Source organism: Bombilactobacillus bombi (assembly GCF_013607485.1).
In the GTDB taxonomy this organism is placed as follows: Bacteria; Bacillota; Bacilli; order Lactobacillales; family Lactobacillaceae; genus Bombilactobacillus; species Bombilactobacillus bombi_A.
Genome location: NZ_SCHP01000028.1, coordinates 1 through 15,387, shown reverse-complemented (window position 1 = coordinate 15,387; position 15,387 = coordinate 1). Strand labels below are relative to the sequence as shown.

Below are 15,387 nucleotides of genomic sequence, written 5' to 3'. Positions count from 1 at the left end.
TTGTTGCCCTTAGCTAGTAAATTGGGTAATGCCCAAAACAAAATTTGGGTGGGAGTATTGCTTTCTAGTTTGTTATTTGCTTTGACACATCTTGTTAATTTAACCCATCAAGCGCTGCTAATTACTTTGTTGCAGATATTATCAGCGTTTTCTATTGGCATCCTCTTATCAGCAATTTATTTAAGAACTGGCAGTATATTATTTTCCTTTTTAGTGCATGGGTCCCAAGACTTTATTGCTACATATACAAATGGTGGCACATCTATAAATAAGGTTACCAGTCTTGATCTATTGCCGGTAGTAATTTTTATTATTTCGGGTATCTGGATGTTAAGAAAATCGCAAAGAGTCAACATTAAGCAACCAATCAGAGAATAACGTAGGTATCAAAAAACGACCGTTGACGCGGTCGTTTTAAAATTGTTAATTATTTAATTGGTAAAACTTGTAATTCTTTTGTCGTGTGGGTAAAGGGTTCGTTGCCATTTTCGGTTAGGTAAATACAATCTTCAATCCGTACACCAGCAACACCTTGAATATAAATTCCAGGTTCAATTGAGAAGCACATGCCTGGCTTGAGTACCATATCATTACCTTCCATAATTGACGGAAACTCGTGAGTAGACGTACCAATACCGTGGCCTAGACGATGAATAAAGTATTCACCATATCCGGCATCTGTAATAATTTTGCGGGCAACACCATCTAATTGCGCAGCTGTAATCCCTGGTTTAGCAGCATCCATAGCTGCTAATTGAGCTTGAAGACAAACATCGTAGATTTCTTTTTGCTTAGCAGTGGGTTCACCAAAAGCGACTGTACGTGAAGCATCACTCATATAACCCTTGTTGACAGTTCCTAAGTCAAACAAAGTTAAGGCGTTAGATTGAATATTGACTTTTTCAGGTCCCCCATGCGGATCGGCTGCATTTACTCCAGATTGGACGATTGTATCAAAGCTAGTGTGCATAACTCCTTTTTTCATAAGACCATATTCAATTTCAGCAACTACTTGTTGTTCCGTTCGGCTTGTAGATAGAGCGTCAAATCCTAATTGGAAGGCATAGTCAGCTTGTTTGCCAGCTTCTTTCATTAATTCAATTTCATCTGGAGTTTTGAATAATTTTAATTGATCCAAGAATTCAGAAGCATTTCCGGGGAAAATTGCATCAGGGAATTCTTTTTTAACAGCTTCATAGCGCTGATAAGGTAAATCAGCTTTTTCAATAGCCCATTTAGTGGTCTGTTGAGTACGTTCTTTAATATGGCTAGCGATAATTTCAAAAGGATCTTCATGGTCCAAATAACCATAGACATCATGATTCCAGCCGGCTTTTTTAGCTGCTTCAACTTCTAATTGTGGGGTAAATAAGAATGGCTCTGCTTCAGGAAATACGAATAAGGCCAATACTCTTTCTTCGGGATCACTGCTAAAGCCTGTAAAGTACATGATATCAGTCGGATTACTGATGTAAGCAACATCGTATCCAGAATCAGCAACCCATTTTTGTAAATTTTGTAAATGGTTCATAAATACTACCTCCTATTAATTCTTAGTCAAATTATAGCACTTTTAGATAAAAATTATTATTCTTTGCCTGAAGCGCTTGCAATTGTGTGATTTTTTTGATAGATTAGTAATGAAAATCTATGAAAAGAATAGTTTTCAGAAAACGTAAATCGAGGTAAGCTTTATGAATAAAACGGACAAGGAAATCACAATTACCGACGTTGCCCGGCAAGCAGGTGTTTCCATGGCAACGGTTTCGCGGGTTGTGAATGGCAATAACAATGTTAAGGAAACTACCCGTAAAAAAGTTATGGAGGTCATTGATAAATTACATTATCGGCCTAATGCGGTAGCACGTGGGCTTGCCAGCAAAAAGAGTACAACAATTGGTGTGATTTTGCCGAGTATGACTGATTTGCTTTATGCAAATTTAGCCAAGGGTATTGATGATGTAGCATCAATGTATAAATATAATATTATTTTAACTAGTTTAAAAAATGGTATTGGCAGTGAACAACAACTATTCAATGATTTATTAGCTAAGCAAGTTGATGGAATTATTTATATGGGTGAAGATATTTCAGCAGTTTTGTATAAAGAAATGACTAACTCACGTGTTCCTATTGTTTTTGCTGGAGCAATTGATCCGGATAACGAATTTGCAAGTGTCAATATTGACTATGTTACAGCCGTTCGTGATGTTGTTAAATTATTAATTGATTCTGGTAATCAAAAAATTGCGATGGTTACTGGCAATTTGGATAGTCCTATTAATAGTAAATATCGGCTTAAGGGGTATCAACAAGCTTTAGAACAAGCCGGCTTAAAATATTCTTCTGCAAATGTCTTTGAAACAGTTTATAACTTAACTGCGGGGGCAGCAGCTTGGGATGCAATTCAAGATAGCGGAGCAACAGCGGCGTATGTTTCTAATGACTTATTGGCAGCAGGTGTGTTAAATGCTGCTTTAGATGCGGGAGTACGCATCCCCGAAGATTTTGAATTAATTACTGGCAGCAATACTATTTTATGTGATGTTACCCGTCCAAAGATGACCGCAATTGCCCAGCCGCTTTATGATATTGGTGCTGTTGCTATGCGGATGCTGACTAAGTTGATGAATGATGAAAATATTCAGGAACGAGCAATTCGCCTACCTTATAGTCTTATCAAGCGTGGCACTACGAAAAACAATTAAAATATTTTTTAATTGGAAAATTATTTTGTGAAAGATAAAAATTGAAAAACAGGGCAAAAACAAGGCATTGAGAATTTGAGTACTAAGTTTATTAAGGAAACAGACTTTGGACTAGGGTCCGCGATAGTAGTTTAATGTAAAATGAATACCAGGGTGCTGGGGCAATTTTTGGCCTAGCACCCTTATTTTGTCAATTCATTATTATTAGAGTGGTAGTGACAATTTTTATTTAGTTCTCTCAATAATTTGAAATTTATAATATTTTTCTCAAAAAAATTATAATTTTCGTAAATTAAAAATCATCTTCTAAAAAGATCAAATGAGCACAATAGCTTTTGCCTGTAAGCGTTGTGATGTTTGCAAAAAAATTAGCAAAAATAAAATGTTCGTTTTTCTAACAAAATTTTGTTTTAAAAAGACTGAATTTTGGGGATAACAGTCCTATAATAGAACATTATTTTATTTTTTATAAAAATTAGTTGTTGCATTGTTTTGGATAAGCGCTTAAAATTTCATTAAGGGATAGAATGGTAATTCAAGGAGGAACTTAATTTGAATGTAACTTTTGAGCATGTCGATCTATCTTATGACGATAAGAAAACGATATTAAAAGATTTAAATTTTACGATCCCCGATGGCAAATTAGTTTCCCTATTAGGACCTAGTGGTGGGGGTAAAACTACCACTTTAAATTTAATTTCTGGCCTCTTACATGTTACAAAAGGACAGATTTTTTTTGGCTCAAAGGAGGTTACAGATCAAAGTGCCCTAGAACGTAAAGTGGGAATGGTTTTTCAAAATTATGCCTTATATCCGCATTTGAGTGTGCTGGATAATATAGCTTTCCCTTTGAAAATGCAAAAGGTTAATAAAGCTAAACGGTATCAAATTGCTAAAAAATATGCTCATTTGGTACATGTTGAAGATCAGTTGACTAAAAAGCCGGCGGCCTTATCTGGAGGTCAACAACAGCGAGTGGCTATTGCTCGAGCTTTGGCTAAACAGCCCAGTCTTTTGCTTTTGGATGAACCATTATCTAATTTGGATGCACGCTTACGAATTGAAATGCGTCAAGAAATCAAACGGATCCAACAAGAAACCGGGATTACGACAATTTTCGTTACACATGATCAAGATGAAGCTTTACATATTTCAGATTATGTTATGGTGTTAAACGATGGTCGTATTCAACAATTTACTCAGCCACAAGACTTGTATGATGATCCTAAGAACCTTTTTGTAGCCAAGTTTATCGGCAATCCAGTTATTAATGTTTTGGATGCCGCCGATTTACAGGCTAGTCTTCAAAAATACTTACCTTCAAACTTTTACCAGCAAGTTAAGGCTGTTGGTGTGCGGGCAGAAGCTATTTTGCCACAGCCGCCGATTGATTGTGTGGGTCAGATTCAAGCGCAAATTGATAAAATAGAGCATTTTGGCAGTAGTGTAACAGCTAATATTAGTTATCATCAGCAAAGGCTAGTTTCCACTGGGATTCCAGCTAATTATCAGTTTGGCAAGCAGTTAGTTGATTTATATTTTGCTAAACAAGGAACCTATTTCTTTGACAACGATGGTAAGCGGCTGGAGGTTAAAACTCATGATTAACCAAAAAAAGAATTGGAAAACTACCCTCCAAGCATATTTATATTTATTACCAATGCTCTTAGTGCTCTTGGTTTTTTGTATCTATCCGATTGTACAATCCTTTTTAATGAGTATTTATACTAAATATGATTTTTTTACAAACAAAGTAGGGGCAATTGGTTGGGATAATTTTCGCTATTTATTTGCTGATCCTGATTTCTATATTGCATTAAAAAATACTTTGATTTTTGTTTTTGGTGTTGTACCGTTGACAATTGTTCTGTCTCTTATAATTGCTTTAATGTTAAATAAACTGCGCTGGTTTTCTAGCTTATTTCGAACTATTTACTTCTTGCCGTTTGTGACGAGTACTGTTGCAATTGCGATGGTGTGGAATTGGATTTACCACTCTAATTATGGCTTTTTGAATTATTTATTAGGCCTGGTAGGGATTCAGCCGATTAATTGGCTCAATGACCCCCATTATGCCATGTGGGCCTTGATTATTATGAGTGTTTGGAAAGGTTTAGGATTTAATATTATTTTGTTTTTAGTGGGGCTTAATAATATAGACAATCGTTATTATCAAGCTGCGGCTATTGACGGGGCCAACTCGTGGCAGCAGTTCTTACACATCACAGTGCCGTTGTTATCCCCTACTACTTTTTTAGTAACAGTTAATGAAATTATTGTAAGTTTTAAAGTGTTTGATCAAGTATTCGCACTATTTCAAAATTCTCCTGGTCCCAGCAAAGCCTGTTTAACCTTGGTTTATTATCTCTATCAAAAGTTTTATATTGAAAACAAATATACTATTGCTGCCGCTAGCGGCGTAATTTTATTTTTATTGATTCTTGTTGTGACATTAATTCAATTAAGTTATTCACGCCGACATGTTCACTATTAGCTAGTTAAACTTTTGAGGATAAAAAATTGTTATTTCAAGAGAGGTCACCATGAAAAAAACTATGAGCCAAGTTTTGTTATATGTAATTGTTAGTTTAGGTGCAATTATCATGTTGTTGCCGTTTTTATGGATGATATCAACATCTTTAAAAACTAGTACTGAAACGATTAAGATACCGCCGATTTGGATACCCAAAGTTTTACGTTGGGCTAATTATGTGGAGGCCTTTAAGGCAGCACCGTTTATGCGATATTTTGTTAATAGTGTAGTAGTTACTCTAGTAACAACTTTAGGACAGATTGTGACAAGTATTTTAGCCGCGTTTGCTTTTGCCAAGTTAAACTTTCATGGAAAAAACTTCTTGTTTTCTTTTTTCCTAGGGACAATGATGATTCCGGGGGAGATGCTCTTAATTCCTAATTTTGTGACCCTATCAAAAATGCATTTGATTAATACTTATGGGGCATTGATTTTACCTTATTTGGCTAGTTTTTTCACAGTATTTATGCTCAAGCAATCGTTCCAAGCGGTACCAGATTCGATTTATTTTGCAGCCAAAATTGATGGAGCTAGTGACTGGGGATTCTTATGGCGAATATTGGTACCTATGTCAAAGTCTTCAATTACGGCCGTAACGGTATTACAGATGATTGGCAGTTGGAATGCTTTTATGTGGCCACTGATTGTTACTAATGATGCTACCGCTCGTACTTTACCAGTGGGATTACAGGCCTTTACTACTGATGCGGGTACAGAATATCAGTTATTAATGGCAGCATCCACTTTTGTAATTATTCCAATGGTTATTTTGTACCTCTTTTTACAAAAATATATTATCGCAGGAATTTCAAAGTCAGGATTGAAAGGATGATTTAATAGATGAAAACTAATTTTTGGAAAAAGTTAATCACGGTTGTTTTGGCACTTGTTTTAAGTGTGGGTAGTGTTTTGAGTACATCTTCAATACCAACACAAGCAGCTCATAAGAAAACGACAATTGTCTTTTGGCATGGCTTAAATGGTCCCTATCGTAAGTCATTAGATACAGTAGTAGCTGACTTTAATAAATCACAATCGCAGTATAAAGTTGTGGCAAAGGCACAAGGCAATTATTCGGCTTTGCAGCAAAAGATTATGGCTGCGGCTAAGTCCCAAACCTTGCCAGTAATTAGTCAAGCAACTTATACTGCAGTACCTGATTATGCTAAAGATAAATTGATTGCTCCCTTAGATAGCTATCTTGGTAGCGCAAAATTAAAGGGAATATATCCAGCATTTGCCCAGAGCTCCAAATATCAAGGTAAATACTATTCAGTTCCTTTTAGTAAATCTACCCGGATTATGTATTATAATCAGGATTTAATGGATAAGTATAACATCAAAAAACCAGCGTCCTGGGAAGAAATTCAAAAAGATGGTCAAAAACTTAAATCCAAGAATATTGCAGCTTTGACTTTTGACAAGTCATTTGATCAGGAATGGGAAGGTTTAGCTAAGTCTGCCGGGTCTACATTTGTTGATTCTAAATTAAAACCACAATTGACTTCCAAACCTGTTAAAAATTCAGCTAAATTTATTATGAACATGGTTAATAAAAAAGAGGCTCTCACGGCTGGTGAAGATCTCTATGGTGATAAGAACTTTACCAGTGGTAAAAGCATCTTCTATGTTGGTTCTTCTGCAGGAATTGCCACAATGAAACAACATGCTCCAAAGAGTTTAAAATGGGGTACTATGCCATTACCTTCTTACAAGGGAAAAAAGGCAACTCAATTTGCTGGTAATGATTTAGTTATGTATAAGTCAGCTTCAAAGAAAGAAAAACAGGGTGCAGCAGCATTTATGAAGTATCTAATATCTAAAAAAACCACTATTAAATGGGCTAAAATGACTGGATATGTACCAGTGCGTAAGTCAGCAGTAGAAAGTAGCGAGTATCAAAACTTCTTGAAGAAAGATCCTACTGCTAAGGCGGCCGTGGATTCTTTACCATTTGGTTTTCAATCAACTGCTTTTGTTGGTTTTTCAGAGTTTAGAAATGATTTAGTAAGTACAGTTGATAACATGTTAACGCAACATAAACCAGTAAATCAGGCCTTGAAAGATTTGCAATCAAAGACTAAAACAATTATTAACCAAAAATAACTAGTAATAAATTTTATGTCAAAGAGGTTGGACTGTCGTGTCCAACCCTTTATTATTTAAAGGAGAATTAAAAATGACCCAAGTGCGTTTCTTAAATGGCTTACAAACAATTGGTGGTAATATTGTAGAATTTTCAACTGCTAATAGTCGTGTAATAATGGATATGGGTACGGCTGCCAATTTTGCTGAAGCCCCCATTACTGAATTAATCCAGCAGGGTAATTTACCAGATTTGCCGGATTTGTTTACGCCTAATGCTGCTGCTCAGTATGAACATCAGGCAATTTTTATTTCCCACATGCATATTGATCATATTGGTGCATTAAAGTATTTACAAGCACCAATTCCTGTTTATTTAAGTCGTCCCAGTTATGAATTATATCAGGAATTGATCAACCTTGGCATTGAGGCACCCGTAGCCAATTTAAGAGTTTTAGAAATTGAGCAGCCACTTGTAGTGGGTGATTTCACAGTTACTGGCTTTGCCAGTGATCATGATGTGATTGGTGCTTTAGCACTCTTAGTAAGTGATGGTGTGCATTACTTTGCTCATTCAGGCGATGTTCGATTGAATGGACCTCATCGCCAACGCGTTGAACATTGGGCACAAGTTTTTCAACAGCAACACTTGGATTTATTTTTATCAGAAGCGACAGCCTTTAGTTTTGACACAATGGATGAAAATACGGATGCTTCAGTACAGCCTCAACCCTTAACAGAAACTAGTCTGATGCCTAAATTTAAAGAAGCTCTTCATCAAACAAGGGATCTGATTGTTTTAAATCCTTATTTGCGTAATATTGAGCGTTTAAATAATTTTAATCAAAGTGCCAAAGCAGTAGGGCGGCAGATAGTTTGGGATAAAAATTTCGGCCAATGTTTAGAACATTTTTATTCAGAGCAGAATTGGTTAATATTGGATCGCGATGTTAATATTGATCAAATTAAACAAAATCCTCAAAAATATGTATTACAAAACAACTTTGAACAATTATCTTTATTAGAGAACTTTGACCATTTGCTTTATTTACAAAGTAATGGTGAACCTTTGGGGGATTATGATCCACGCATGCAACAATTATTAGATTTTTTACAGGCACATCATTTTCCAAGGGTAGTCTTGTCGGTCAGTGGTCATGCTAGTCAAGCAGATTTACTAGATTTAGCACAAGCAGTTCAAGCAAAAACAACAGTTTATTGGCATTCCTTTCATCCTCAAAAAGCAGCAGCTGCTTTAGAAAAATGTGGCTTGGCGACTCTTTTACCTGAACGCAATCAAATTTATTATTTTTCTTGATTTTTTCAATAGTTTAAGATTTAACCGCGTCATTCTTCATTACACTGAAGGTTAGATATTGCTAGGATATATAGTATTAGCTTTTAGGATATAAAAATATAGGACGGTGTTATTCACATAGGACCACAAAAGCGACCTTTTCCAATTTTTGGAAAGAGTTGCTTTTTAAGTTAATTAATTATGGAGAAGACTTTTTTAAACGCAAAATCTTAAAGAAATCACAGATTAAAAAAGACCCGTAAAGATATTAAAATACCTCTTCGAGTCTAAGTGTAATTTATCAATCATACTTAAAATATTTATGGTTCTGTATTAGCTGCAGCTCCTTCATTGCCGCTATTATTTGCTGATACACTCGGACTACTTTCCGAATTACTATTAATTGCGGGTGTAGTTGTAGGAGGTACTGTTGGGGCAGGAGGAGTATAACTATTATAGTTATTACCGCTACCGCCTAAACCACTAGTAGTGGAATTAGTGTAGGAATTATTGCTTTCAGTATTGGTAGAGCTTTGTGAATTATTATTCCAAACTGAACCAGAATAGTTACCAAAAATGGAGTTAGAACTGGCGATTCGTCCGTAGCCTAGTCCGTTACGGTGGCGGGACTGACTGGTGTCATCACTAAGATATTTAGTAACACCGTAACCATTGTCCTTACCAAAGTAATGATCCCAAAACAGTTTGTAATTAGTGTTTTTTCCACCAATCCCAAAGTGTTTACTTAACTCTGGAGCATGAGTTTTATAAAAAAGCCCCGTAGTTGTAGGAGAAGAGAGATAAGTTTTATATCCTTGATAAGTAGTGCTGCCAGGAAGAGTTCCAGTTTCCGTTAAAATCTTTTGTTCGTTGACAGTTGCAGGTCGTGGCATTTTTTGTTCAGTCTGCAAAATTTTAGGATTGATTTGATAAACACTGTTCATTAAGTTGGCCCAAAGGCTTTGGTTGGTTTCAGTAGAGTCTTCAGCAAGGTTATAGTTATGACCATAAAGATTATCATAGCCAATCCAAGACGCTAAAGTAACACCTGGAGTGCTGCCCACGAACCAATTATCGCGAAAATTATTAGAAGTTCCAGTTTTACCAAAGGTATTTTGGTAATTAAAGTTTAACTGATAGGTCAAGGAAGAAGCAGTTCCCTGGGTGATAACCGAATGCATCATTTTCTGCATTATATAAGTAGTTCCCGGTGCAAAGACCCGCTTTTTTTGTGTGGGATGACGATAAATAACATGATGATTGACGTCAGTAATTTTATCAATATAATATGGTGTCACATGCACACCTTGATTAGCAAAGGTTGAAAAGGCACTGGCTTGTTGAGCTACAGAAAAACCATCGCGTGTCCCACCCAAGGCCAGACCTAGTTGATGGTATTCAGACGAAGAGAGTTTTAGCCCCATTTTGTCCATATACGGTTTGGGACTAACTTCGTGCAGTAATTTATTGTAAAGGTTGACGGCAGGAATATTTAATGATTGTTCTAAGGCCTTATCAGCTGCAACAAACTTATTTCCGATGGTATCGTCAAAATCAGTTGGAGCATATTGGTTGAACTTAACTTTAAAATCTGCCAACATAGTTTTACTGCCAATGAGGCCATGCTCTACTGCTGGTGCATACACCAACATTGGTTTGATGGATGAACCAGGAGATCTTTGTGTATCAAAAGCGTGGTTTAACTGACTCTTCTTAAAGTCTTGTCCGCCGACAAAACTTAAAATTGCACCAGTATGGTTGTCAATTAGGACACTACCATTTTGCACGGGTTCACTAACATGGACAATTTTACCAGTATTGGGATCATTAGCAGTTGTGTGATGGACTGTTCCTAGTAAATTAGCATTTTGTTGGAAGGCACTTTGCATATTATCATAAATGTCTTTATCAATTGTAGAATGCACTTGATAATCATGTTCACGCATTAGGCGGTTAGCTCGCTGACTATAGGCTTGATAAATATCTTTATCCTTAACTACATCTTGGTAACTGATATTGTCTTCTTTAGCTAGTTGTTTGATGAGACGGTTTTTCAGTTGTTCGGTAAGGAGATTATATAGGTAGCCATATTTAATTTTAACAGTGGGAGCTTTTTGGGTGGCGGCAAATTGGGAACGTAGATCATCTTTTTGAGCAGCTTGATATTGAGCTTTGGTAATATCGTGGTTACGATACATTCTAAAGAGAACCACATCTTTACGGCGTAATCCTAAATTGACATTGGCATGCACATGCCCTTCATCATCATAGGGGGTATATACCGAAGGACTTTGTGGCAAACCGGCAATAAAAGCAGCTTGAGCTAGAGTTAAGTCATTAGCGTTCTTATTAAAAATTCCCCGAGCTGCTGCTTGGACACCGGCGATATTTTGACCACGATTATTATGTCCCATTGGTGCCACATTTAAATAGGATTCTAAAATTTGGTCTTTAGAGAAATGCTTTTCCAAACGAGTCGCTAACAGAATTTCTGTAGCTTTACGCTTCCAAGTGGTTTCTGAAGAGAGTAACTGCATTTTCACAAGTTGCTGAGTTAAAGTAGAACCACCAGTTTGTGTTCCATAACCGGTGATTTCGGAAATAATTGCCCGAAAGATTGACTTAGGAACCACACCATGATGGCGATAAAAATTTTCATCTTCAGTGGCCACAACCGCTTTTTTAAGATTTGGAGAAATTTGATTGAAGGGCACTTTTTGCCGCGTAATATCACTAGGAACACGTTCCATTTTGATATTATGTGCAAAATAAAGGGTTGTTGATTGGTTAACTTTTTCAATTTGGTTTTTCAGGCTGACATTGCTGGGGATAGGTTCTTGTTTGATAATGGCGCAAAAATACCCCGTCGCCAAACCTGCTGATAATCCCATTAATAAAATGAAACTAATGAAAAAAGATAAGATTAGTTTACGAATTATACCGATAGTTAAATTAACCTTACCACTGAAGTTCTGGGGAAGATCTTTTTTATTTAAAACAGTATAAGTTTTAGGTGTGGCTTGTTTTTGCTTTGAAATTAAATGATTACGAGACGGCCGCCGATAATTCTGGGCATGGACGCCAATTGGTTCGTCAGGGTCAAGAAATCGATTTTTAAAATTATTAAAAAATCGTTTCCTCCAAGAAACTCGCTTGCTCACGAAAAAAACCTGCCTTTTAATATTTATCTCTTGTATTATATAACAAGTTCTTCTCTCTGTATGCTTTCCCAAGAAAATTTATGATTTTTGTAAATTAAGGATTGAGTATGGAACATCATCTACTACGATGAGTTCACACATAGAAAAATTGGACATTTTGCACATCAATGGCAAAAATAAATCTTAAATATTTTGTGATAATAATAGCTCTTTAACTAAGCCGCAAGAAGTGTAATTGTTTTTCTGTTGTGCTATGATGGTGGCAGAGTTTTATACCAGTTAGCATTAATTGATTGTTATCATATTAGTGCCTAAAATGAGGCTTTCATTTAACGGTCAAGGTAATTTTAATATATAAGTTTTGAGTATCATTTTTAAAATGAGTAGAATTTAAGAGACTAGGCAGTCAGTCCAGTCTCCTTTATTTATATTGCGAGGTAGAACATGGATAGAGCAACAAAACGTGCAATCTATATTTTAATATTTGGTAATTTTCTAATTTGTTTAGGAATTAGTTTGGTCATCCCAGTGGAGCCATTCATCAAAAAAATGTATGGTTATTCTACTACCCAAATTGGAATCATGACTTCTCTCTATGCGTTTGCCCAATTTGTCGCTTCACCTATTATTGGACGGGTTTCTGATCGTATTGGCCGCAAATTAGTCATTGTAAGTGGCTTAATTCTTTATATGGTTTCTGAAATAATTTTTGCACTTTCTAACAGTTTGTGGCTGTTTGATTTGTCGCGGGTAATCGGAGGATTATCAGCTGCAATGTTTATGCCGACTTCTATGGCAATGGCGGCAGATCTAACTGGCAAAAAAGAGCGTGCCAAAGTCATTGGCTGGATTTCAGCAGCTTTTAGTGGGGGATTGATTTTGGGACCTGGCATTGGCGGGATGTTAGCTAATTTTTCGATTAAAACTCCCTTTTGGGCTGCAGCTGTTTTAGGATTTTTGAGTACTATTTTTACTTTAATCTTTTTGGTGGATGAACCTGTTGCTAAAATTGCAGCTAATCAAAAGATTAATTGGCAGCAATTTTTAACGCCAATGATGATTATTTTATTTGCTATGATTTTTATTTCCTCTTTTGGACTGCAGGGATTTGAAAGTATCTACAGTATTTATGTTAATCAAGTCTTTAAGTTTGGCATGGGAACAATTGCTTTAGTTTTGACTTTAAATGGTATTATTTCACTATTCTTTCAAATTGTGATGTTTGATTGGCTGACGCGTCAATTAGGAGAATTGCGATTAATTGGTATATGCTTTTTATTAGGCGGCTTATGTACGGTTTGGATTACACGCTCACACTATCAAGTAGAAGTAATTGTTGCAACTTTAATAGTGTTCACAGCTTTTGATGTGTTGCGTCCTGCGATTACTACACTTTTAACTAAAACTAGTCAGGCTAATCAAGGATTGATTAATGGGTTAAATACTTCTTTAACTAGTGTAGGTAATGTTATTGGTCCGATTATGTCTGGAATGTTGATGGACCTTAATCCACATATTCCATATGTCGTCGTCGCAATCATTTTATTTTTATCGTTTATTATTACTTTAATTGTTCAACAAGTAGCACGAACACAAAATTAAAAAACAGGAGGGCTTTAGCGCCAATCCTGTTTTTTTGTTTGGGCAATTTGTTGAAAAATTGCCCCATAGCTAGCAACTAAGGTGCTGATTTTAGAAGCATCACTTAAGTCGTTAGCTTTTATAAATTCTGTTTCATTAAAAGTGAAGCTATTCTTAAATGTGGCACTATAAATGCTGGGTAATAACTCAATTTGTGAGTAATGAGGTGGTAATTGTGATTGATAGGCAGTTGTAATTATCTGGGCTAACTTGGCAGAATAAGTGTCATCTTTAGGGGACACGAGATTACTGTTAAACTTAATTCGATAATCCTGACTTAATTGCGTATATTCTTGCTGCAGGATAGCTACTGTTGCAGAAGAAGCCTGTAAAAGCTGGATTTGCAAGAAACCACCTTTTGTATATTGATAACTAGCTTGGAACGCTATTTTTGTGTTTTGCTTCATTAAATAACTTAAAAGCTTGATAAATTGCTGACTGCTGTTGTCTAATTTTAATTGAGCCAAAAATTGAACGAGCAAATATGAAGGGCTAAACTTTGATTGCAAACTAGAATTAATATTAATCGTAATTTGCCAATCGGAAATATCTAAGTGTCCCTTTACCTCTTGTTGCTGAATAAAATTCTTCCAAGTTTGATAAACTTGTTGCCAATTAATGGTTAAGATTTGGGCCTGACTTTGTTGTTGACGCGATACAAGGTTTAATTGCTTTAAAGTAGTGTTAAAGGGCATTTGTGAAGCGGGAAAATAAAATGTGAAAGCTGGCAGATTCGCCCCCGAAGCAATAACTAAACTGGCGCTAGGCACAGCTGCAGCTGCTAAATAAGAAGAAAGACTAGTAGATTTATCTTGGGACTCTGCGAGAATGATTAAGCGTAAGCGTTGGTGAATAGATAATTTACTAGACTTTAAAAGCTTCAAAGCACAGTAAGCTGCTACTAGTTGTGGTGCTTGTTTAATTGGATCATTAATAATTATGGCAAAAAGATGGTCACCATGACCACATTCTAAATATTCCGCCTTTGATGTAATCAATTGATATTTTAAGTGATCCTGCTGAGCCCATTTTAAAACTTGATCCATCTTTTGAGACGGGGTCAGCGCTGACTTTAATTGCTGGTGATAATCTAAGATTTGAGCTTGATGATCAGCGACTAATTTGCTCCAGTTCATAACTATCCTTTCTCTGATGATTTAAGTGGTAAATAATTAGTAATATTTGTTAAATTGGGGATAACTTCCCTTGTATAAGTGATCGATGGCAGATTAGAAAAATCATCTGCAAAATCAGCTGTACATTGCTGAGGCTGTATTCGTAAGTTTAACTGTAAATAAAAATTATTCTCTTGTAAAGATGTGTGTTCTCTTTCTAATTGCGGGGCTATTTGCTGAGGTTGGGGGCAAGCATTGATGAGCAGATTACTTAAGTTGGTCCAACCATAATGATTTAATTGCGCATAAGTGTGGCCGTCAATATTTTGGAGAGCCGTAATCTGATAAGTCTTATTTGGCAAAATACTACCTAAATAAGTGTGGTTAGCTAACGGCTGATTCCAAAGCGTACGATCAACAGTGTAGTTTTTAAGCTGGGCTTGTTGCTGCCAAAAAGGAGCCAAACTGTGCATTAAGTCAACTTGAACAAACCCTGATGCCTGGACAAAACGATTAACATCTATTTGTAAAAAGGTTTGGTTTTGAATATTGACAATTTTTTGAACATGAACAGTGCTTAATGGTGTTAATGTGCCCTTTTGGGGAGCTTGGGGATAAGGATTTTCCCATAAGGCGGCTGGTTGACTATCATAATAAACCGCATCAAAATTAACGTCATTTTGGCGAGCTGTTTGGGTTAATTTTTGGTAATAGGCTGCTGTAGCCGGGAAATTAGTGACAATGCCATCAATAGGTAAATTGACGAGCCAATTCCATTGTTTAGGATTTTCATTCATTTCATCCCAAACATAAACTTGCTGGCCAATCGCATGAAGCTGGTTAATTA

Annotated in this window: 11 protein-coding genes and 1 pseudogene; 8 read left to right on the top strand and 4 right to left on the bottom strand. The window is 36.1% G+C overall.

Translation table 11 applies throughout. The features are described 5' to 3' along the window. Positions 1-378 (top strand): CPBP family intramembrane glutamic endopeptidase (locus EQ827_RS06105; protein WP_181190106.1); only part of this gene is annotated, 378 nt, incomplete at its 5' end. Between the two features lie 49 nt (positions 379-427). On the opposite strand, the gene EQ827_RS06100 is transcribed toward EQ827_RS06105, so the two are convergent. Then, positions 428-1,531: a M24 family metallopeptidase gene (locus EQ827_RS06100; protein WP_181190105.1), complete on the bottom strand. Its 1,104-nt coding sequence runs from the start codon at positions 1,529-1,531 to the stop codon at positions 428-430. A gap of 163 nt (positions 1,532-1,694) precedes the next feature. Between EQ827_RS06100 and ccpA the strand changes: the two genes are divergently transcribed. The 6 genes from ccpA to EQ827_RS06070 all read left to right on the top strand — a co-directional run bounded on the left by ccpA (position 1,695) and on the right by EQ827_RS06070 (position 8,644). Beyond that, positions 1,695-2,708, top strand: coding sequence for a catabolite control protein A (gene ccpA / locus EQ827_RS06095; protein WP_181190104.1), 1,014 nt, complete (start codon positions 1,695-1,697; stop codon positions 2,706-2,708). 552 nt (positions 2,709-3,260) lie between these two features. Beyond that, positions 3,261-4,316 (top strand): ABC transporter ATP-binding protein, encoded by a 1,056-nt coding sequence (locus EQ827_RS06090; protein WP_181190103.1) that lies wholly within the window; start codon positions 3,261-3,263, stop codon positions 4,314-4,316. Continuing rightward, entirely contained in the window at positions 4,309-5,202 is an 894-nt protein-coding gene (locus EQ827_RS06085) for a carbohydrate ABC transporter permease (RefSeq protein WP_181190102.1), read from the top strand. Before EQ827_RS06090 ends, EQ827_RS06085 begins: the two co-directional genes overlap by 8 nt. Positions 5,203-5,251: 49 nt before the next feature. Continuing rightward, positions 5,252-6,073, top strand: a complete 822-nt coding sequence (locus EQ827_RS06080; protein ID WP_181190101.1) for a carbohydrate ABC transporter permease — start codon at positions 5,252-5,254, stop codon at positions 6,071-6,073. An 8-nt stretch (positions 6,074-6,081) separates the two neighbouring features. Then, the gene (locus EQ827_RS06075) at positions 6,082-7,347 is read left to right on the top strand and encodes an ABC transporter substrate-binding protein (RefSeq protein ID WP_181190100.1); all 1,266 of its coding nucleotides are present in this window, start codon (positions 6,082-6,084) and stop codon (positions 7,345-7,347) included. Positions 7,348-7,420: 73 nt separating this feature from the next. Next, positions 7,421-8,644 (top strand): MBL fold metallo-hydrolase, encoded by a 1,224-nt coding sequence (locus tag EQ827_RS06070; RefSeq protein WP_181190099.1) that lies wholly within the window; start codon positions 7,421-7,423, stop codon positions 8,642-8,644. 299 nt (positions 8,645-8,943) lie between these two features. Here EQ827_RS06070 and EQ827_RS06065 read toward each other — a convergent pair whose 3' ends face one another. Continuing rightward, positions 8,944-11,784: a transglycosylase domain-containing protein gene (locus tag EQ827_RS06065; protein WP_181190098.1), complete on the bottom strand. Its 2,841-nt coding sequence runs from the start codon at positions 11,782-11,784 to the stop codon at positions 8,944-8,946. A 444-nt stretch (positions 11,785-12,228) separates the two neighbouring features. On the opposite strand from EQ827_RS06065, the gene EQ827_RS06060 reads away from it, so the two are divergent. Continuing rightward, on the top strand, positions 12,229-13,386 hold the full coding sequence (locus tag EQ827_RS06060; protein ID WP_181190097.1) for an MFS transporter: 1,158 nt from the start codon (positions 12,229-12,231) through the stop codon (positions 13,384-13,386). Positions 13,387-13,400: 14 nt separating this feature from the next. Here EQ827_RS06060 and EQ827_RS06055 read toward each other — a convergent pair whose 3' ends face one another. Both EQ827_RS06055 and EQ827_RS06050 read right to left on the bottom strand, forming a co-directional pair. Beyond that, positions 13,401-14,561, bottom strand: a complete 1,161-nt coding sequence (locus EQ827_RS06055) for a hypothetical protein (protein ID WP_181190096.1) — start codon at positions 14,559-14,561, stop codon at positions 13,401-13,403. A gap of 2 nt (positions 14,562-14,563) precedes the next feature. Then, positions 14,564-15,387: pseudogene (locus EQ827_RS06050) on the bottom strand (hypothetical protein); the annotation flags it as partial.

Bases quoted from the DNA above. Each gene is read 5' to 3' on its own strand.
- EQ827_RS06060 (WP_181190097.1), top strand. From the start codon at position 12,229: ATGGATAGAGCAACAAAACGTGCAATCTATATTTTAATATTTGGTAAT.
- EQ827_RS06055 (WP_181190096.1), bottom strand. From the start codon at position 14,561: ATGAACTGGAGCAAATTAGTCGCTGATCATCAAGCTCAAATCTTAGAT.
- EQ827_RS06100 (WP_181190105.1), bottom strand. From the start codon at position 1,531: ATGAACCATTTACAAAATTTACAAAAATGGGTTGCTGATTCTGGATAC.
- EQ827_RS06075 (WP_181190100.1), top strand. From the start codon at position 6,082: ATGAAAACTAATTTTTGGAAAAAGTTAATCACGGTTGTTTTGGCACTT.
- EQ827_RS06080 (WP_181190101.1), top strand. From the start codon at position 5,252: ATGAAAAAAACTATGAGCCAAGTTTTGTTATATGTAATTGTTAGTTTA.
- EQ827_RS06085 (WP_181190102.1), top strand. From the start codon at position 4,309: ATGATTAACCAAAAAAAGAATTGGAAAACTACCCTCCAAGCATATTTA.
- ccpA (WP_181190104.1), top strand. From the start codon at position 1,695: ATGAATAAAACGGACAAGGAAATCACAATTACCGACGTTGCCCGGCAA.
- EQ827_RS06070 (WP_181190099.1), top strand. From the start codon at position 7,421: ATGACCCAAGTGCGTTTCTTAAATGGCTTACAAACAATTGGTGGTAAT.